This is a genomic window from Haloferax sulfurifontis ATCC BAA-897 (assembly GCF_000337835.1).
GTDB lineage: Archaea > Halobacteriota > Halobacteria > Halobacteriales > Haloferacaceae > Haloferax > Haloferax denitrificans.
The window spans coordinates 81,546-101,231 of record NZ_AOLM01000027.1; the positions used below are offsets into that span (position 1 = coordinate 81,546).

Here is a 19,686-nt window from a genome sequence, read left to right on the forward strand (position 1 = left end):
TGCAGTCATGGGCGTTCTCCTCGAATCGCCGTTCCCCCCACTCACCGAGACGAGTTCGCGAGAAACCGCTTGGCTGCCGACCGGAGTTTCGAGGAGTCAAGTCCGGCAAATGGAGTGTCTTCCTCTAAGGTATCGAGGACTGCGTCAACAGGCTCGGAGAACGCAAATTGCAGATAGACGCCACGTTTGAACCCACCACTCGTGCGATTGCTTTCGAGGACGCCATACGTGCCTGCTTTGTTGAGGTGGCTGTTGACGGTCTCTTGGGTGTAGATATCTCGCGACGAGCGGTTACAGAGCACCTGGTAAATGCTGTAGACTGCTGGACTCGGTGCAACGCCGCCGTTGACGTCCGCGACAATCGCTGCGGCGTACAGAGACAGCTTCTTTTGGACGGTCATCCCATCGACGATCTCGAGGACGCGATTCTTCAACACAGAGTCGTTAGCACGGTGGACGTGCTCGGCGGTGACGACCGAATCGCCGTTTTGATTCGCAAGCTCACCTGCGTCTCGAAGCAGGTCGATTGAACAACGTGCGTCACCCTCGTTTTTCGCACCATAGGCAGCAACGAGTTCGATCACGCCCTCGTCGAGTGCGTTTTCTTTGAAGGCGTCACGTCGCCGGTTGAGGATTTCGATGAGTTCGTCTGCGTCGTAATCAGAGAAATGGATCCCGTTCGGGTTGTACGAACTGTCCGTTCGGCTGTCGACGTTTTCGCGGAACTTCGGATGATTCGTGATGACGACCGTCGAGATAAGCGTCTCAACGTGCTGTTCGGCCATGACACGACTCAGGCTATACAGGAGTCGAGAGTACGCCGGTTCCGGCTCAGTAGAACGTCCGGTGAGTGCGTCGATTTCATCGAGAATGAACACGAGTGAATCGAAGTGTTCGTCGACGATTTCGTAGAGGCGCACGTATTTCGCATCCGTCGAAACACCCTTACGCGGTATTTCCCACGCAACACCCGCTTTCGTTGCGGTCTGGTGGCCAAGTTTCCAGACCGCGCGGTCAAGGGTGTGTGACTCCATCGTTTTGAAATTCACCGAGACGAAGTCGAAGTCGATACTGTTCTGTTTTGCTCTGTCTTTGACCTTCTCCGCGACAGCCTTCACTGTCAGGCTCTTTCCGGTCCCACTTGGCCCATACAGAAGTAGGTCCGGTGGGCGCTCACCATCGAGGGTGTCGCGGAACGCACGGGCCTCGGCCGCTAACTGTTCGTCACGGCCGTAGATGCGGTCGTGGTCGACGATAGTATTCGGGTCGACCAACTGCTTGTTCCGAAAGACCGTCGTGCTCTCGCCGTCAAGAATATCGTCGACAATCGACGTCTCGGAGTCTTGACCTTGGTCCCCATCACCCCCGCCCCCGGTCGTATCGTCGTCGTCCGTTTTCATTCGTTACTAGATATCTAGACTAGGGCGTAATAACCCTTTTCGAAATGAATGGGGTGTGTTCGAAATGAAGACACCGGTGTCGAAATGAATTCTGAGAAAGCTGAGTACTGGTTGGTTAGAACGCCACCCCCACACCGTGTTCGAGATGAAATGTACAGAGGGTCTGCGCTGACACAGCTGAGATTGGCATGGTGAGGACTCAAGCAGCGATTACTGAGCGACAGCACACCATAATCGAAATGAAATTGAGAGACGATGGGTGAATCAGTTGAAACAGACGTCAAACGCCCCTATTCCGGGACTTGAGTGGATAATTCATTTCGAACACGGTGTGTGAGGGTGCCAACAATCGGTCTCGGATTGGGGAGATTTCATTTCGATTACGGTGTGGGTTCACCCCACCGTGACACCTTCTCATGGATGACTATCGACCCCGCGACGTGCTGAAGAACACTTGCAACTTGGTGTGTGGGGTCATATAACAAATCAGAACACTCGGAACACATTGGAGGGTGGTCGTTTCTCCCCCGTCAGGCTCTGCAGTCACAGTCGTTCTTGCATGGCCAGCGATACGGTCCTCGTTGGCCCGCGTTGTGTGATGCCGTTTTGGGACTGCGGACGTCACAACGCCGCCGCTCGCCTGTTTGTCACTCGGTACGAGGGTGTGGGTTCCCACATTTGAATACGGTATCCCCGTGACCACAACCGAGACGCCGAGTCCACGACCGACTGTTCACTCGCGACCGACGCTATTGAGCGCGCTGTTCAGTTCAAAGAGTTCTCGGACAACGGTGCTGTCTGTGACCCGGTACCGTCGCGGGGACGTGTCCGGAACTTCTTCGATGAGTTCAACCTCAATCAAGAGGTCCGTGTAATTGCCGACAGTCTGGCGTGTGACGCCGGCGTGGTCTGCGAACTCTGTTTTGTTGAACTCACGATTTGGCGGAAGATCAAGCAACGCGTCTACGAGAATCGGGATGGCATCGTGTTGCGTGAGATAGAGCCATCCACTCGGGTGCTCTTTCCGGAGTTCCTTTTTGTCTCCTCGGTCAGCCGCGTGCTCTATACTGCTCATACAGAGATTCACCCATCCTGCGTGTATAAACGTTTCCGCTAGTGTTAACGGTCATTAACATCATTTATATGCGGTCGACTTGATTCTTCGATCATGGAGAAGCCGTCGGTGAAATGCGCCCTCTTAGCAACAATGATCGCGAAACACAAGTGGGGGGCACCGATTACCGAAGAAGACCTCCTCAGCCTCTCGGCTATCGGCAATGACTACCCAGTCGCACGTGAGGTCTACGCCGATCTTCGGAGCGAGCCCTATATCACTCACCGTGGAAATCGTGGTATCGAACTCGACAAAAGTAATTTCGACAAGCTTGCTGATGTCCTTTACCATGAATGTCGCTGGGAAGCGTGGGAGATTGAGAGTCGTCTGAAACACTACGAAGGGATCAAAGATCACGACTGGGGGTGAGCCGACCGTAGAAGATGGAACGGGAGAGCGTCGAATTCGTAGTGGTAACCTGAGCTGCCTCCGTTCGAACACGGTGTGTGAGGGTGCCAACAATCGGTCTCGGATTGTGGAGATTTCATTTCGATAACGGTGTGGGTCCCCCTCGCTGTGGCACCTTCGTAGTGGAACGCCTTCGACTTCCCACGACGTGACGAAAACACTTGCAAATTGGTGTTTGGGGCCATATAACAAACCAGAACACTCGGAACACATTGGAGGGTGGTCGTTTCTCCCTCGTCAGGGACTGCAGTCACAGTCGTTCTTGCATGGCCAGCGATACGGTCCTCGTTGGCCCGAGTTGTGTGATGCCGTTTTGGGACTGGGGCGTCACAACGCGCCATTCGCCAGTCTGTCACTCGGTGCGAGGGGTGTGGGCCTCCCACGGTTGCATACGGTATCCCCGTGACCACAACCGAGACGCCGAGTCCGCGACCGACTGTTGACTCGAGTATTCGTTGTATCGGTGGACTGTGAAAGCCGAACGGCTGACTGGAAAGCCCAACACCATCGTCGAAATGAAATCCGACTGGAAGCGTAACCTACCCAATATCGATGCAGACGACCGTCAGACCGGGTTTCACGGAGTGAATTCAATTCGAACACGGTGTGCGAAGAACCCTCCCGTCGTGGGGTTCTGCCTTCGTGGTTGACTCGTAGAGTTAGAGTTTGAACTATTATAGCTCAAACTATTATAGTTTGATTCCTAACTTCGGAGCACATATGTAGCTCCCACCACGACATGGAGGTATGGACCAGTTCGTCAATCGTATCGAGGAACTCGATCGGTTACAGGCCCTCTACGAGAGTGGTACTGCAGAACTCGCGATCATTTATGGCCGCCGCCAGATCGGCAAGAGCGAACTCGTCCGCCAATCGATTGCCGACCGCGACGATGCTGTGTACTATCAGGCAGTCCAAGGAACAGCGACGACACAGCTCAGGCGATTCGTCGAGGCAGCAGCGTCGACCTATCCAGATATCACGGCCGTCAAAGAGGAATGGGAACCGCTCGTAACGTACCTCACCGACAGAGACGCAGTCATCATCATCGACGAATTCCCGTACCTCATCGAATCGAACGAGGGACTTCCCTCGGTCATTCAACACCTGTGGGATACAGCTGTCGGTGAGAGTCAGGCAACACTCGTACTCACAGGCTCTGCAATCGGCATGATTCACACCCACGTCCTCGATGGGGGTGCGCCGCTCTACGGCCGGGTATCCCAGACACCGAATGGTCGCCTCGAACTCACGCAGCTGCCGTTTCGATCCATCCAAGAGTTCGTGCCGACGTACGATCCCGAACAACGGGTGTTCGTCTATGGCGTCTTCGGTGGCACACCCCGATATCTCAGCCCACTTGATCCATCACAGAGCCTCGGAGAGAACGTCACGCGGCTACTGTGCGACCCGGATGGCCCACTCCACGACGAGCCCGAGACCGTCCTCCAGATGGAGCTCAACGAGGTGAACACGTATTTTTCGGTTCTCGAGTCGATGGCCAGCGGGAACCGCAGTCGAAACGAGATTGCGCAGGGAGCCGGCATCGAGAGCACCAATACGTCGTACTACTTCGACCGGCTAGAAACCCTCCAGATCATCGAGAAACAGCATCCGGCACTCGCCGATCCGGCGCGCAGCAAGCGGACTCGGTACAAGATTCGAGACCCCGTATTTCGGTTTTATTTCCGGTATCTCTACGGCCGCGGGGGACAGTACGAACTCTACGGCGAGAACGCCTACGCGGATCTCATCGAACCGGGATTGCCCGACTTCGTCAGTGAAACGTTCGAATCGCTCTGTCACCAGGCAGTACCGGCGCTCTATGCAGACTACCAGCTCACACGGGTGCCAAGCCAGTGGTGGTACAAGGGCCAAGAGATAGATGTCGTCGCACCAACTGACGAATCAACGCTGATCGCTGGCGAAGCGAAATTCACCAACGCTCCCCTCGGTTATGACGTGCTCGGGGATCTCGAAGACGACGTGGAGCACATCGATTGGACACCCACGGGGGGTGGTAAGCCGACGTATGAATTCGCCTTGTTCAGCCGCTCTGGGTTCAAACGCTCCGTCGAGGAAGCCGCAGCCGAGCGTGATGATCTCCGCCTCTTCGATCTCTCTGATATCGTTGCTGTTCTCGAGAGTTGAACAGTCATGCCTGCCCCTGGGAACGGGATTGAGGAGGGGTGGTACGTGGTAGTGGTCGCGTGTGTTGTGTGTTCGCCTTTCGTTCTCGAAAGAAGACACACCTCACACCGAGTGAGCAATGCAGAGACAGTACTGGCAGGGGACCGACCACACTGAGTAGCAGTGAACGCACGTTCGGCCACGCACGACACAAACAGCAGGTTCGTTCGCGGTGCGATCTTGAGTTGAAATCTGCAGTAAACTCCTCGAAGACAAGACAGTCATGAGATAATGAACTACCATTGAAATCTAGATATTTCACAGATATTAGCACCGACCCCACATATTTCACAATCAAAAGAACTTAATTATCGCCTGAATGTTGAAGATATAGGAATTGTGGCCAGCGAGACGCAATTCACAAGCAACCCATATGTCGAACGAAAAAGACAACGCACCCAATACAGTAGTCACTTCAGCTCACGATTCAACTCGATTCGTTTCGTCCGGCCGTATCGCCGTGATGATTGCCCTCGGTGGACTCGTTGTTCTCACACAGCCAGTTGCAGCCCAAGATGGGGTCATCTGCAGTGCAAGCAAACTGCCGCAGATGCTGGAGGGCTTTTTCCAATTAACCACAGGTCTCGGGCTGATCGGTCTCGTCGTTGTCTGGCAAGGTGATTCCCTCTTCCAGATGTTCACGACGAACCACGAGCAGAAAGCCAAGCTGAAAGAGCATATGCGGGCGACGTTGAAATCCGCAATCACCCTCCTCGTACTCGGTCCCTTATACACCGTTGCAGGGTCGTTGATGGGACTCCCACTTGCGCAGTGTGTTGATCTCGCGCCCTGGTGAGCACGGGCCTCACATTGCCTTCCCGCATGCGCACGAAAGCGTGGGCTGTCGTCATCGTGTGGCTCGTCGTCACGAGTGGTCTCGGTCTCACCGGCCTCGTCACAGCAACGCCACACCCGAAGACAGAATCCAATGGCTTGACCGAAAACGAGACGGCAACACTGTGGTCTCGTGACGCAGATGCGTACGTGAACGAAACGGTGTATCGCCACCGCTACGGCGAAAGCCGAAGCCCCATCCAGCAACTCGCGAATGGGACAGACATCACGTTCACACGCCCACCGGCAACCGCAGCGACGTGGACGCGCAATGACTTCGGTGACCTACGCGCAGGCAGTACACAGACGTCGGTGTATCCGGACCATGCGTCTCTCGAGGGGGGACGCTTCATCGACGATGCACATGCGACGTTCTTCGCCGTCCATCCATCGACACGAGGCCACCTCGAGGTAGGGGAGACACCGCTGTACGTCGCACCCAACGGAAGCGTTCGCGGATTTGTGGATTACCGTGTTCGGATTCCGGATGGCTACCACTCCAATCGGTCGTCTGTAACGTGGTCTCTCGTCGACGACGAAATCTCGGAAGTCCGCCTGAAGTCGGATAGTGACGTTATCGTCCGCACAAGAGGGACTCATACACCAGTCCTTGCGTATCACCTCGACGAGACATGGAGTACAACGCTCACGCTCGAAGCCGATATCGACGTCCGACTGGAGAAGACGACGACAGTCTCTGTTGGGAACCGAACCCAGACAGAGGTCGCCTATCGGACTGAGACGATCACCGTCGCTGATTCACTCGATGTCGAGGTATACAATCTTCATGCATACGCCTACGACGCCGACTATCCAGACGGTGACACCGGCATTGCAATCTTCCAGTCGAGGCCGTGGCAGGGCTACACACTCACCGAGGATGGCGACGCACGCGTTCGCGGTGTCTGGCGGTTCTACACGGCTCGTGACAACCGATGGGATCGGCTCACGCAGGCGACGGCTACAGACGAGACTGAGATCCATTCCGAAGCACACCCGGTATATGTTCATGCCTACCCATCACGCATCGGACCACGAGCTGACCCCATTCGTGATGGGCCGACGATACTCGACTCGTGGGGCAGAGAACGAACGTCGCCACACTCGACACTCGCAGACACGGTGGCTGTCGAAGTCGTCGACCGGGCGTATACGCCCACCTACGGACTTGCAGTCCGCACAGCTGAGCTTGACCGCGATGCACTCCGTGTAAGCGGTATCGTCCGCGGCAGCAACGCAACGCCCATCACGTCAACGGTAAGCAGTGGTCCGGATCGCGAACTTCGCGAGAGTCGACTCACCGCCGACGTCGTCACGCAGACGAACGATCAGGCGACCATCCACATTGAACTTCGAGACAACGAGACTGGCGCACCGATCGACCTCACGGCTGACGAACGCCAAGTCTCGCTCAACGGTGAGTCTGGTGGGGGCTACATCACCATTGCTGACCAGCGTGTTCGGACGAATGAGTCCGGTCTCGCAGTCGTGACCATCGACCAACCAGGAGTCTATACCGTACGCTATCATCCGGGGTCGTGGCTTGTCGCAAACCCAGCCTATGTTTCAGAGACGGCGACGGTACGGTGGCATCCACTCGGAACGCTCAATGGGTGGGTCGGGTTACTCATTGAGGTCGGCTGGCAGTTCATCCCCTTCGTTGTGACGTTCTATGCCGGCAAGCAGGTTCTCCGATTTTTCGGGCCACGCGATGATTCTGAACGATATCCATGACACACGATCAATCACAGTTCGATCGACGTACCGTTCTCCGAACAACAGCAGGAATCTCGCTCGCTGGCATTGCTGGCTGTCTCAACGGTAGTGGCTCCAGTGACGAGATGACCAGCACGAATAGCGATTCAGACGACCAAGGAATCTTGCGTCAGGTCGCTGTGGAGGCAACCACGCTTGTCATCAAACTCGGCTCTGGGAGTGCTGTCGAACAGCTCAACCTCATCCAGCCGAATGGTGAGCTATTCGGGACGCGCGAGGTCGCAACCGGCGTTCAGCGGGTCTCATTCGAGATTGGGACTGCGTACGATCCCGGTGACTATCGAGTGCTCGCCGTTCACGGCGACGAGACCGTCGCCGAGACGAGTTTGGAGATCCGACCGCAACTCGAAATCGTTGACGTCGGTCTCTTCAGGAACAACCCAGACAAGCCGTGGGATGAGATCTACGGAGAGAGTGAGACTGATACAAAAAAGAACGGAGAAGCGTTCGTTACTGTAGCGAATTCTGGAAGCGGACCAGAAGCTGTCGTCGAACTTCGGTTTGAGGGCGATGTACCAAATCCTTCAGAGAATCCTCGTGGGAGTGGCATTCATGACCGCGATGCCGTAGTCATTCCACCTAGTGACAAACTCGATCTGTTCAGTAGTTCATTCCCATTCGGGGCAGAGATTGGAGAGCAAGCCATGGGGTGTTCTGTCACCAACAACCATGGTCAGTTCAGAATCACACTTGAGGTTCGTACCACGTCGAAAGATATTGAGAGCAAGTTCAACGTACAGTATTCGGGCTCTGACGTAATGCATGATTGCCGAATCGAAATGGCGGAGGAGTAATCGATGGTGGATCTCATTGACGTCGTTCTGGAGGGTTTCAAAGACGTCATCGGCTGGGTTACTGATGTTTTCAGCGAAGGCCTCTCAAGCGGCTATCAAGACCTTAGTGAGGCTATGTTTGGAACACCCACTCCTCAAACTAATGGTGTATTCATGTTTGGTACTCCCTCAAATGCACCATGGACGTCGATTAGAGACGCTCTAATTGGTGGTGACGTAATGCTCCTCGCCTTGTTGCTCCTTGTGGTTAGTGTCCAGGGTCGACATGCAATTCGAATGTTCAATTTCGGAAGTGCATATGAGGCCAGCAAGACCAAGAAAACCGCTTTGACTGGTGTTTTCATGATAATCCTGTGGTACTGGGTCAGTGTGTTAGCACTGTATCTGACTGATGGATTCACAATTGCCCTGCTCCCAGGGTTGACCACACTTCGCGGTGTTATGATTGGGTTCCTGAGCGCAACGGTGATGAACCCAGTACTCGCTTTCCTCCTCGCCGCAATTGGCGGCATCTCAATGTGGGCGCTTCAAGCCCTCTTTTTCATCCGCGAGATCTTGCTGTACGTCTACGTCTATGGGATGCCCATCGCCATCGCACTCGGATATGGAAACATCCCCATCCTCTCTGACATCGCGACTGGCTTCGCAAAACGATTCGTTCCGTTAGTCGTCCTCCCACTCCCTGCAGCGGTCGTGTTCAAAGGCTATGACCTCCTATTCGCCAGTGGGACATTCAATCCTGCAACTGCCTTTCTCCAGTATCTCGTTGCCGTCTCACTGCCCGTCATCGCACTCTATCTGACGTGGAAGACCTTCGCCTACGCCACCCCACTTACTGCGAAAGCCATTGGAACCGCAAGCAGAGGCGCAGTCATCGCCGGAAGCGTCGCCACAGGCGCGGCCATCGGCGGGTCGAGCGTCGCAACGACCGCCGCCCGTTGGGGGCCAAAAGCCGCTGCTGGGCAGGTACTCGCACAGAAAGCTGCCACCCGAGCTGAAAGTACCACCACACCCACCACTGCTGCGTATCGCCGGACCGAAAACGACCCACACAACACCAATCGCTAATTCATCATGTCGACAGACTCAGACGCTGCAGAACGCCGTCTCATGGACGAATTCGGAGAAGAAAGCCGCATCCCAGGGCTCAATATCGAAGAAGGGGACGTTGGCGTCCTCATTGTGTTCCCACTGCTCGGATTGTTCATTGCCGGACTCACTGGAATCGACTCACTTGCAGTCCCACTCATCGCAGGGGGCATCGGACTCGGTGCCGCCGTCGTCTATGTCACCCCGGACCACCTCACTGCGTGGGCATGGGCCACAGATGTGTCTCGATTCGCAATGCGACCGCGGCAGACGTTTAGTGCGCCCATCGAAACAGATACAGACACCACCGCAGAGTCCGTCCGCAATGCGGGTGGCCTTGCGAACTACACACCGTTCAAACCGGATGAACGAACACAGGAGCTCACCAACATCGAGCGGGCGTGGCCCGGTGTGGGTGCAATCCAGCGTTCTGACGGGGTAATGGAGGCATTCATCGAAGTGAACCCAGGGAACATGGACTTCGCCATGTCCGATGACTGGGCGAGCCTCCAAGCAGCAGGCACTGCGTTTGCAAACACGGAACTCGATTCGAAGCTGACGTTCCACGCGACGACGCGGTCGTTCCCAGTCGAACAACTCACAGAAAACATCGAACGGCGTCTGTCGGATGAAGACGTCACCCAAAACCCTGTCTTCCGTGAACTCCTCGAAGAGTACCGCGAGAGACGCCCACGGGCGATGCGAAACCGCGGGACACAACAGATTCGCTTTTTCATCGGCGTCGAGGTCTCGCCACTGGAAGTCTATGACCGCTTCCACGATGAGCGAACGCCTGCAGAGAAGTTGACTGAACTCCCTGGGATTGGCTTCCTATTCACGCCATTCGTCACGCGCCGAGAAGACCTCTCGAAACCCGAAGAGCGTGCCCGGATGTTTGAGCGATTAACAACCCGAATCACGAACATCGATTCTGGATTCATCCAACAGGCGTCGGGGTGGTCGGCTCGTCGCGTGAGTACAGCCGAGTTGTTCATACTGACAATGGAGTTTTGGAACGGCCATGAACACGACTACGACAATCCACAACGAGTGATCCGTGACCACCCGATTATCGGACGGTCTCGTCGAGAGGATTCATTTGATGCGTAACCTCACCCTCCAAACAGTGAGCGACCTCGGACACCAGCTTTTCGAGTGGTTACAACAACCAACGTCACCCGAAGGTGCTGCCGTGTACGCTATCGGAGCGCTCGGTATTGCGCTCGGGGCCATCAGTGTGTGGAGATACCGATCTCCCGACGACGTATCCGAAGTCGAGTTCTCGGACGTTCTCGACGAAGACACGATTCACACAGGACACACGGAGGGGCAACTCCTCGATGATATCGCAGAGTCACACAAAACCACGATTGCACCCACAGCCATCGAATGGGAGACGCGAACTGCTCGTGTGGGCGAACAGTGGACCTCGACACTCATGATTACGGACTACCCTGATTACCCAAATGATGGCTACCTCAGTGATCTGTTCCAGCTAACAGACGTTGAGTTCGATCTCACAGCCCACATTCGGCCAAAAAACCAGCTGCGTGCCCGAAGCGAACTCCAAGAGATTGCTGATGATCTCCAAGTTGATGCCGACCTCGAACAGAGCGTTCGAAGTGGGTATCTCCAACAGCGAGCACACCAAGCTGCGGCGACGTACAATGCGGTCGAGAGTGGGACTCGTGTCTTCGACCAGTCGGTGTTCGTCACTGTGCGTGCCGACACACGCGAGAAACTCCATGATGCCGTCCAACGCGTCAAAAGCGCCCTTCGAGATGAGCCGGCCAGTCTCACACCGAAGACTGCGATTTGCAAACAAGACCTCGCACTCCAATCTGCCGCACCGATTGGAAAGAACATCGTTGGTCGCAACTCAATCGCGCTTGGTGGGGCCGTTGGCGCGCTCCTTGCGTCACCACACAACGCGACCATCCTCGAAGAAGGCGGCGTCGAATTCGGGATTCACAAAGATACCCACAGCCCGGTGGTGATCGACCCATTCGCTCGCGATAACGGCTATGCGATGTTCACCGTCGGCGATACCGGCTCTGGGAAGTCGTTTGGCTCGAAACAGAACTTCATCCGGTCGATCGAACAAAGCACAGACCGGATTGGCATCATCCTCGAACCACTCAACAATTGGGCTGGCGTCGCCGAAGCCTTGGATGCCAAGCGCATCACTGTTGGTGGGACACTCGGATTGAATCCCTTAGAGATTCGCCAGACTCCCGAGCACGTCCAGCGGGCGATGGGTGAGGATGCGAGTCCGTTCAACGAGAAACTCGATGACGCAATGAGCTTTCTCACGAACTACTTCGCACTACGTGGAATCTCGCTTGGCGACCGCCGAACCACACTCGAACTCGGACTCCAACAGGCGTACGAACGACAGGGGATCACCGACGAGATCGACACGCACGGCAATCAGAGTCCGACCATCCGCGATATGATGGACATCTTTGAGGAGATGGTTGCATCACCCAGCGAGTTTGTCGTTCGGGCGGACGCCGAGGCGCACAAACTCCGAGCAGATGCGACATGGCTTCTCGGACAACTTCGCCTGTTCGAAGACGGTGGCCGATATGCAAACTTAGGCCGACAATCTGAGTTCAACATCCGCGACGAGAAGGTCATCTACCTCGACCTCGCGCAGCAAGAAGGCAGCGTCAGCAGTAGTACGGCACTGACGATGCAACTGCTCATCTCTTTGGTGTACGAACGAGCCAAAGAAACAGACAAGGAAGTCGTGTTCGTCATCGACGAAGCACGGTACATCATGCAGGACGCCGCAAGTCTGGCGTTCTTAGAGACGGTGTTCCGTCATCACCGCCATCACGACCTCTCGATTCGACTGGTCACACAGACTGTCGACGAGTTCTTCCAACATACTGAGTCCGAAGCGATCCTCGATCAGTGTGCAGTCAAGCAATTCCATCATCTCGATGGCATGGACGAAACGTGGGCCAAAGAGTTCGGGCTGAACTACGCCCAGATGCGGTTCGTCCAAGATGCGATTCCGGGGAATGAGGATGCGGGGTACTCCGAAGCGCTCGTTGGCGTCGACGGTGAGTGGCGTGGCATCAGAGTTGAGGCGATGCCCAAAGAAAAGCAAGTCATCGACTTCGACCCAACGGAGTCGTCTGCTGGGTCGTTACCCGGTGGTGAGAGCACTCGTCGAGCGCACAGGCGTTCATAGTTGGCACGGACGGCATGATACCCCACCGAGAGAAAACATCGTCTCCGCCGATCCGACTGCGAGAACGTCGGGCCAGTCAACCTCTGAACCAGATTTATTCAAATTGAAAGGGAACGGGTGGTGCTATCTGGGGACTGCCGGGATGTCAGTAATCTCCGATAGCTGGTCGCCGTAGATACTACGTCCCTTATCGGGATTTGTCCACCACAAGCCTGTTAATTATCTTGTGTAATTCTAATCCATACTGTTCCCATGTCGGCACAATAGATGGGTCAATTGAAGTTGGATCTATTTTCAATAATTTGGGTATCATTTCCACCCATTCATCTATATTTGGTTGAACAACCTCTACGCCTGGTTTCCCTGTTAAAACCTCGTTAACAAATGCGTCAGATGAAACTCCAACCGGGGTACGCATTGCATACGCCTCCAACGGCGTGATGCCATAAGACATCCAGCCCGGACAAGCAAAAACATCCGCAGATTTATAATATGATGGTAATTCAGTCTCTGGAACAAACCCGGCGAATATAACCGAGTCCCGAATTCCCAATTTTTCAGAGAGATTCTCAAGATGTTCACGACGTTCGCCAGTCCCCGCAACAACTAATCCCACGTCATATCCGTCCTGTCGAAGAGAACCAACGGCCTTGATTAATAAAGAAACTCTTTTGCGTTTATCAAGTCGACTAACACTTAGTATTGTATAGTCATGATTCGTGAGACTAAGATGTTCAGTCTCCTCGTATTGTGAAATCCAAGCCTTGGATACACCAGGGCGCGCTATTAATGAATCAACTGTGTAAAGGGTTTCTAACTCTCTTTGAACTTGATGGGAGCCAGTGATAACTGTCGAACTGGACTGAAGTGCGCGCTTTTCCAGCCATTCATTTACGTATGAATGTAATGTATTCTGAGATGAGGGAGAGAGTTCATCATAGAATTCCCCATGACCTGGCACGGAAGAGATTAGTTCTTGATAGCTCCGTGAATTTGCATGAGGAAGACGATTTGGTTCATCAACAAACCATAGAACTGTACCGTGAACGTGGGGGATATAGGGGGTGTCATCGCCAAAAGGCCTTGTCGCTAAGTAAACTCGTTTGGTAAATGAATGTGTGAGAATGATGTCAATATCTTCTTCATTAAGGATTTTTCTAACTGTGAGTGTATCGTCTATCAATCCCCCACTTGTGACAACTATATTAACGCTATGAGGCACGCCATAATCGTCTAAAATTGCTTGGTCATAATCGGCGACAAGGAGAGTAACTCCCCAACCTTCAGAAGATAGATACTGAATTTGTTCACAGACTACTCGTTCAGCACCACCGTGTGTCGAGAGGGAAGGAATAGCGATACACGCTCTCATATACTTAAAGAGATGGTAGTTCGTTAGATAACTTTGGATGTCCTGTGTTCAAACATCACCGAGTACGTGGGGCGATATTGACGACGGACACTTACCCGCACCCCAACGAACGGAGAGCGCTTCGCAGTCGTTGATATCCCGCCCGTGCGGACACTCACCGAAAGACTGACATGAACGCATCCACTTGTAGATGGTATCTCGAACGGTGTTCTTGCTCGGGCATCTGTTCTCGGTCATAACAGAGAGTCACGTCCGTACTTGTCGGTAACGTCGTGCCAATTTACCTCGGTATAGTCTTCAATCACGGTGCATACGCCGGGATTTAGTGCCGCCAGTCGCTTACCCTGTCGCTTGTTCTCGAGTGTCGTGTCGGTGGGATCGACATCCGAACAGTCACAACGACGGCGAGCATTTCTATCCGTCGCCAGATGTCGCGACGCTTGGAGAGAATATGCGTTTGGAAGTGATTTGAGTACGGCAGCCGACGCGATGTCAGAAGAGCTTACAACTCGATCGAGAATCGACTTCCCCGAGATGCTGACGCTCTCCAACTGATTCAAACAAGAGGCTGAGGATATGTCATCCGTCTCTTGGGACTGGGAAACGTGAGAAATCACGGAAAGGTGACCACGACATGACGAAGCTCAAAGTAACAGTTTGTGAGGGGAACGACCTCGACGAAACCACGAAAAAGCGGCTCAAGGCGGCACAGGCAGGCGAAGAATTCGAAGACGCGCAGCCAGTGCTGAACTTCGACTCGTTCGCAGAGCTCAGTCGACTGCTCAGCCCGAAGAACCTCGAACTGTTAGAGGCGATCGCTGCGGCCGAACCGGACAGCATCCGCGAAGCCGCAGAGTTGGTTGACCGTGATTACAAGCAGGTCCACCGAAACCTGACTGAACTGACCGATCTCGGTGTCATCGACTTTGAAGGCGGTGGCCCTGGACTCCCGAAGAAACCCGTACTCGCCTACGACGGTCTCGAAATCGACCTTTCGTTCAACAACTCGAACAACCTCGGTGCTACCCCGCGCTGAGGCGCGAGGATTCCTACCGCGGGATTGGGTTCTTTAATAGATTGTCAGAAACCGTATCGCTTGTGGGCATCGTCGATTGGTAATATTTCGAGGATGCGAACCTCTCTTTCCGCTTCCAAGACGGTGTAAATCGCTGTGTAGGTCCGCGAGACGTGCATTCGGAACCTATCGCGTCGTCCGTCGACGGGCAACTTCTCTTTATCCCCGCGTCCGCGTCCCGGATATGGGTTCTCACTCAGGTACCCCAGCTTCTCCTTGCAAATCCGTGTCGTCTTCTCATCGGCGACACTCAAGAACTCGCGTGGTTGATCAGCAAGAAGAACAGCGTAGTCGTCCTCAGACATCCTCAAGCGAGGTTAGATCATCACTATCTGCGTCCTCCAACTTTTGGAAACGCTTTTCGAGGTCCTCACGACGACGACTTTGGGCAAGTTCCTTGAGGAGATCGTCGTAGGTCTGTCCCGGCTTTTTCAGTTCGTGAAGTTCCTCCCGAGTCTCTTCGGTCACCGGGATTCGTTTGTCAGCGGACATGCGTTGTAAGGACGTATCGTCCTGATAGTATTAACCGTTTTGTCACCCCGCGGCTCGATGAGCCGAGACCGGATCCCCCGCGTCGCACCTTCTTGCTTGATGAGTCAGTCCCCAAGCGCACCGAGATACTGTATTCCTCAGCGGTACACACCAGTCGATTCACGAACGCTCGGAACACCCAGAAATTGTGCGTTTTCGCGTTCGTCTCGACCGACCAGTGTGTTTCCAACACGTCTGTCAACGCCCAGACATACACCGATCCAAACACAAGTCTTACCCCTAGCAATCAGGTATGATGTCGCAGCGGGATGGGATAGCCAGGAGATTCCGCCGGGCTCATAACCCGGAGATCGGTAGTTCAAATCTACCTCCCGCTATTGCTCTTGAAAGCTCCACTCCGAAATTGTGGAGTACGTCTCTCGAATGGAATGCTGAAAAGGCGAACTCCAGTTTCGGCGTCGGAAGGTGGTGACTGACGGTTCAATTATCGGCCAACTCACCGAAACTCTCGGCGACAACCGACCCGACTGCAGACCGTAACGTCTTCCAATCGATGTTGCCGTGCTCAAGTCAGGTGTACTCCTCTCGAACAATCATCTCGAATACACGTTCGTGAATTTCGGTAGTCGTGGCTGTCTTTCCGTGCGTTTCGATGGCTTTGATAGCCCGGTTGACTCGTGGCTTGGTTACAAGGCTGTGAGAGACTCCTGTTGGCTCACCGTTGAGTGGCTCGTGACCGGCGCTTTCGTTGACTCGGGTTTCTTGGATGAGTGCGCGTCCACCACCTCGGTTCTCGATTACGACACCCGCTGCGGGTCCGTCGTACCATGCAGACTCGGGAATCTCGAAGCAATCAGGATGGAAGTCTCGGACGCTCACCTCCTTCTGGAAGGTGTTCACTGGCGCAGACGCTCGAACACTCGTTCGGCTTTGTCGATGGGGTGGAGTTGTTCTTTGGCTTCGTTCCAGACAGCACAGCCAAGAAATGATGGAATTCGATCCCAGTCATAGTCGATACCGACGTTACACGGAGCCACACCGAAAAAGACGTACGCTGACGGGTCGTCGACAGCGTCGTAGAACGCGTCACGGTCGAACTGCTCTCGGACGTGCCGAACAGCATGTTCATACGGCGGTGGCACGTCGTCGAAGACTCGTTGTCGGTCTCCGAAGACCAGAAGCCCCGACGGTTTCATCTGAAACCGCAATCGAAGTCCAGCGACGTACTCACGGATCCACAGGTGCCCGCTCGACAGCAACCCTTCGGGGGCATCTGCGAGTTGAGGCGTCGATGGATACGGTTGCATGAATAGATACGGCCACCTTCCACCGCGAGACAGATAGTCTTGGCCGTGTCCTGATTCATCTCGTCGATATTCTGGACACGTGGCTGAGTGGTATCTACAGTGAAATTGGAGACGCTGAAGGGAGTCTAACGGGGATGTTCTACGACGAATCAGTAAACACGGGTCACCCGTCATCTACGCTGGCACCGCGGGGCGTCCCATCTACTTCGACGAAGGGAATAATCTTGCCCGTGTTGACGGGGGGACGAGACTGGCAGCTCGAGGTGGGGATCTGGATTTACTCAGTATTGGTGTGATAAAGGACCCGCGAAATTCAACGACAGCCGATAGTATGACTGCGGACCCTGAAAGCGCGTCAGAGGACGGATATATTGAAATCGAGGTTAATGGGTCAACGAGGCAAATCCCGTTCTACAACTCATAACCAAAAATAATGAACTGGGGGATTTATCTCAATTGCAGGTCCCAGATGTTTCAATGCAACGTATTATCGACCCCCTCGTGTCCTTGGCCCTATCGCTTAACTATCGGCGTAAACAGGGCAACGAGCTCCCGTTCGATTTTCTCGTGCTTGGACTTCTCTATCGCCTCATCGCGTGTCTCCCTGCTACGGTACGCACATCAATAGGTGAGCAATCAGTCTCGTATCGCTTCCCAACCAGATCCGCTGCTGAGGCAGGACTGCACATCCTTGCGACCGAAAAGCCACTGATTCGGGACGTGGTTCAGTTCACCGGAGAGGATGATGTGTTTTACGACATCGGAGCAAACGTCGGCGTCTTCGCTGCGGCAGTACAGGGGAAGACATACGCCTTCGAGCCTGTTCCCGCCAATATTATAGCGTTGACTCAGAACCTCCGATCGGGACATGGGCAGCTTATCGGCACTGCCCTTTCCGATACGACCAATCTATTGTGGATGAATATGGCGGATATTCGCAACGGTTCACCGACAGCAGCCCCTGGCGAAGTCAACGAAGGAGTCGCGCTTGCAGGAATGGCACTAGACGATTTGGATCTTCCTGCGCCGTCCGTGGCGAAGATCGATGTTGAGGGGGCGGAATTGTCCGTCCTTCAAGGCGGTAAGGAGACGTTTTCCGGCGATGCCTGCCAGCGGCTCTATATCGAGGTTCACGAAGGTAAGGGGATAAAATATGACGATATTGAAGCTCTCCTCACCGATTATGGCTTTACGGCCTTTGAGATACTGGACGAACGCGGCGAGGAGTTGTTTGTCCGGGCCGAGAAACAATCACAATGATGGCATCAGAGCTTAGGCGATAGTGGAATAACCGTGGGAGCCTCCACTGGCACGCGCACGCGTTAACAATCAGCTGATTCAGTTCCAACTATTCCGGCTCTGTTGAAATCCTTCAGTGTTGACATTGGAGAGAGTGCTCCTTCTGGCTAGTTTCCGTGGATCACAGTGAAAACTAGTCTCTCAACAAATCGCAAGACGGCAAGAGGGTTTCAACAGAGCCACTATTCCGTAAATAAGCCACGAATCAAAATCATCCTCCGAACTTGTGGGTGACCCACATTCGCAATCAAGTCCGCGAGTCCTGCAAGAACTCGCTGAAGCGTTCAACGGCTGGTACGGCAAGCGACGCAACGGAGACACGAGAGCCAACCCACCGAGGTACCGCAAACAAAGAGACGACCAGCCCATGAAGCACGGTCACGTTCAAAGCCGCAGGACTCAAACTGGACACCAAGTGAGAGAGAGTCCGACTCTCAAAGGCTCAAATCTCAAAGAACACCGGTCGGACTTCATCCTCTGCGAGTACCAGACTCGCCCTGACGTTGACCTCTCCACCGTGGAGAACGTTCAACAGGTTCGGGCGGTCTGGACTGGTGACGAGTGGGAATACACTTCGTGTGCAAAGTCGAACTCGAGGTTTCTGACGCACCCAGTGAGAAAAACGTGGGTGTTGACCTCGGTATCAACAGCTTCACCGCTCTCGTCTACGAAGACGATCACAGCGAACTGACCCGTTGAACTGCTTGAAGCAGGATGACTACTACTTCAGCAATGAAATTGCTCGCTGTGACGACTCCGGCTCTGAACAGGCTACACGGTTGAGCCAGAAGAAGTCGGCTCGTCGCACCCATTACTTCCACACCCTCTCGAAACACATCGTCCAGCGGTGCGTGGACGAAGGAGTTAGAATCATCGTGGTGGGCGACCTCTCAGGCATCCGTGAGGAGAGGAGAACAGCAAGTCGAAGAACTGGGGCAAACACGGCAACCTTGACCTTTGCTCATGGGCGTCGACTGTTTCACCTCGATGCTTGAGTACAAAGCAGAGATGAAGGGCATCACGGTTGAACAGGTGTCTGAGCGTGAGACGTCGAAGTCGTGTTCGTGCTGTGCTCGCAAACGGAAATCGAACCGCGTTGAGCGCGGGTTATACGTCTGCGATGAGTGCGGTACGGGGGCGAACGCAGATGTGAACGGTGCTGAGAACATTCGGCAGAAAGTACTCCGAGTTTACCGGGTTTGTCGGTGAATAGGAGTAACGGCTGGTTGGCACAGCTATCGACGTTGTTGTTTGACAAGGGAACTGGTGCGTTCGCACCTCAAAAACAGGTAACGTCGTAATCCACAATATTCCAACGCAGTCGGGAATCCTTG

17 protein-coding genes, 1 tRNA gene and 2 pseudogenes are annotated in these 19,686 nt (G+C 54.3%); 12 read left to right on the forward strand and 8 right to left on the reverse strand.

The window, feature by feature from the left end:
- Positions 1-41: 41 nt before the first annotated feature.
- Both C441_RS15920 and C441_RS15925 read right to left on the reverse strand, forming a co-directional pair.
- Complete coding sequence (locus C441_RS15920; RefSeq protein ID WP_007276014.1) at positions 42-1,400, reverse strand: Cdc6/Cdc18 family protein; 1,359 nt, start codon at positions 1,398-1,400, stop codon at positions 42-44.
- Between the two features lie 733 nt (positions 1,401-2,133).
- Entirely contained in the window at positions 2,134-2,475 is a 342-nt protein-coding gene (locus C441_RS15925; RefSeq protein WP_004062843.1) for a hypothetical protein, read from the reverse strand.
- A gap of 93 nt (positions 2,476-2,568) precedes the next feature.
- Here C441_RS15925 and C441_RS15930 point away from each other — a divergent pair, with 93 nt between their 5' ends.
- The 8 genes from C441_RS15930 (at position 2,569) to C441_RS15965 (ending at position 12,807) form a co-directional block, all read left to right on the forward strand.
- Positions 2,569-2,883: a hypothetical protein gene (locus C441_RS15930; RefSeq protein ID WP_049920643.1), complete on the forward strand. Its 315-nt coding sequence runs from the start codon at positions 2,569-2,571 to the stop codon at positions 2,881-2,883.
- Between the two features lie 786 nt (positions 2,884-3,669).
- The gene (locus C441_RS15935) at positions 3,670-5,073 is read left to right on the forward strand and encodes an ATP-binding protein (protein WP_007276015.1); all 1,404 of its coding nucleotides are present in this window, start codon (positions 3,670-3,672) and stop codon (positions 5,071-5,073) included.
- 502 nt (positions 5,074-5,575) lie between these two features.
- Positions 5,576-5,908, forward strand: a complete 333-nt coding sequence (locus C441_RS15940) for a hypothetical protein (protein ID WP_007276016.1) — start codon at positions 5,576-5,578, stop codon at positions 5,906-5,908.
- 26 nt (positions 5,909-5,934) lie between these two features.
- Positions 5,935-7,680, forward strand: coding sequence for a hypothetical protein (locus tag C441_RS19205; protein WP_083874940.1), 1,746 nt, complete (start codon positions 5,935-5,937; stop codon positions 7,678-7,680).
- Positions 7,677-8,516, forward strand: coding sequence for a hypothetical protein (locus C441_RS15950; protein ID WP_049920644.1), 840 nt, complete (start codon positions 7,677-7,679; stop codon positions 8,514-8,516). Before C441_RS19205 ends, C441_RS15950 begins: the two co-directional genes overlap by 4 nt.
- A 3-nt stretch (positions 8,517-8,519) precedes the next feature.
- A complete protein-coding gene (locus C441_RS15955) occupies positions 8,520-9,584 on the forward strand; it encodes a hypothetical protein (RefSeq protein WP_049920645.1) in 1,065 nt (354 codons plus the stop codon).
- Between the two features lie 6 nt (positions 9,585-9,590).
- A complete protein-coding gene (locus C441_RS15960; RefSeq protein ID WP_007276020.1) occupies positions 9,591-10,715 on the forward strand; it encodes a hypothetical protein in 1,125 nt (374 codons plus the stop codon).
- Positions 10,708-12,807 carry a VirB4 family type IV secretion system protein gene (locus tag C441_RS15965; protein WP_007276021.1) on the forward strand — a complete coding sequence of 700 codons (2,100 nt, stop codon included), beginning with the start codon at positions 10,708-10,710 and terminating at the stop codon, positions 12,805-12,807. Before C441_RS15960 ends, C441_RS15965 begins: the two co-directional genes overlap by 8 nt.
- Positions 12,808-12,994: 187 nt before the next feature.
- Here C441_RS15965 and C441_RS19210 read toward each other — a convergent pair whose 3' ends face one another.
- Complete coding sequence (locus C441_RS19210) at positions 12,995-14,179, reverse strand: glycosyltransferase (protein ID WP_083874941.1); 1,185 nt, start codon at positions 14,177-14,179, stop codon at positions 12,995-12,997.
- A gap of 634 nt (positions 14,180-14,813) precedes the next feature.
- Here C441_RS19210 and C441_RS15970 point away from each other — a divergent pair.
- Positions 14,814-15,215, forward strand: coding sequence for an HVO_A0114 family putative DNA-binding protein (locus C441_RS15970; protein ID WP_007276022.1), 402 nt, complete (start codon positions 14,814-14,816; stop codon positions 15,213-15,215).
- 44 nt (positions 15,216-15,259) lie between these two features.
- Here the strand turns inward: C441_RS15970 and C441_RS15975 are convergent, their stop codons facing one another.
- From C441_RS15975 to C441_RS20350, 3 genes and pseudogenes are all read right to left on the reverse strand, one after another.
- Complete coding sequence (locus C441_RS15975) at positions 15,260-15,559, reverse strand: hypothetical protein (RefSeq protein WP_007276023.1); 300 nt, start codon at positions 15,557-15,559, stop codon at positions 15,260-15,262.
- Positions 15,552-15,746, reverse strand: coding sequence for a DUF7557 family protein (locus tag C441_RS19215; RefSeq protein ID WP_083874942.1), 195 nt, complete (start codon positions 15,744-15,746; stop codon positions 15,552-15,554). The genes C441_RS15975 and C441_RS19215 overlap by 8 nt, the downstream gene beginning before the upstream one ends.
- 100 nt (positions 15,747-15,846) lie before the next feature.
- A pseudogene (locus tag C441_RS20350) lies at positions 15,847-16,005 on the reverse strand (IS200/IS605 family transposon protein TnpB); the annotation flags it as partial.
- A 43-nt stretch (positions 16,006-16,048) separates the two neighbouring features.
- Between C441_RS20350 and C441_RS15980 the strand changes: the two are divergent.
- Positions 16,049-16,123 (forward strand) — tRNA-Met (locus C441_RS15980).
- Positions 16,124-16,316: 193 nt separating this feature from the next.
- Here C441_RS15980 and C441_RS20705 read toward each other — a convergent pair.
- The gene (locus C441_RS20705) at positions 16,317-16,646 is read right to left on the reverse strand and encodes a hypothetical protein (protein ID WP_394295373.1); all 330 of its coding nucleotides are present in this window, start codon (positions 16,644-16,646) and stop codon (positions 16,317-16,319) included.
- Positions 16,643-17,053: a hypothetical protein gene (locus C441_RS20710; RefSeq protein ID WP_394295374.1), complete on the reverse strand. Its 411-nt coding sequence runs from the start codon at positions 17,051-17,053 to the stop codon at positions 16,643-16,645. Before C441_RS20710 ends, C441_RS20705 begins: the two co-directional genes overlap by 4 nt.
- A 477-nt stretch (positions 17,054-17,530) precedes the next feature.
- Between C441_RS20710 and C441_RS15990 the strand changes: the two genes are divergently transcribed.
- Positions 17,531-18,313, forward strand: coding sequence for an FkbM family methyltransferase (locus tag C441_RS15990; protein WP_049920646.1), 783 nt, complete (start codon positions 17,531-17,533; stop codon positions 18,311-18,313).
- 268 nt (positions 18,314-18,581) lie between these two features.
- Positions 18,582-19,653, forward strand: a pseudogene (locus C441_RS19610) (RNA-guided endonuclease InsQ/TnpB family protein); the annotation flags it as partial.
- Positions 19,654-19,686: the final 33 nt, after the last annotated feature.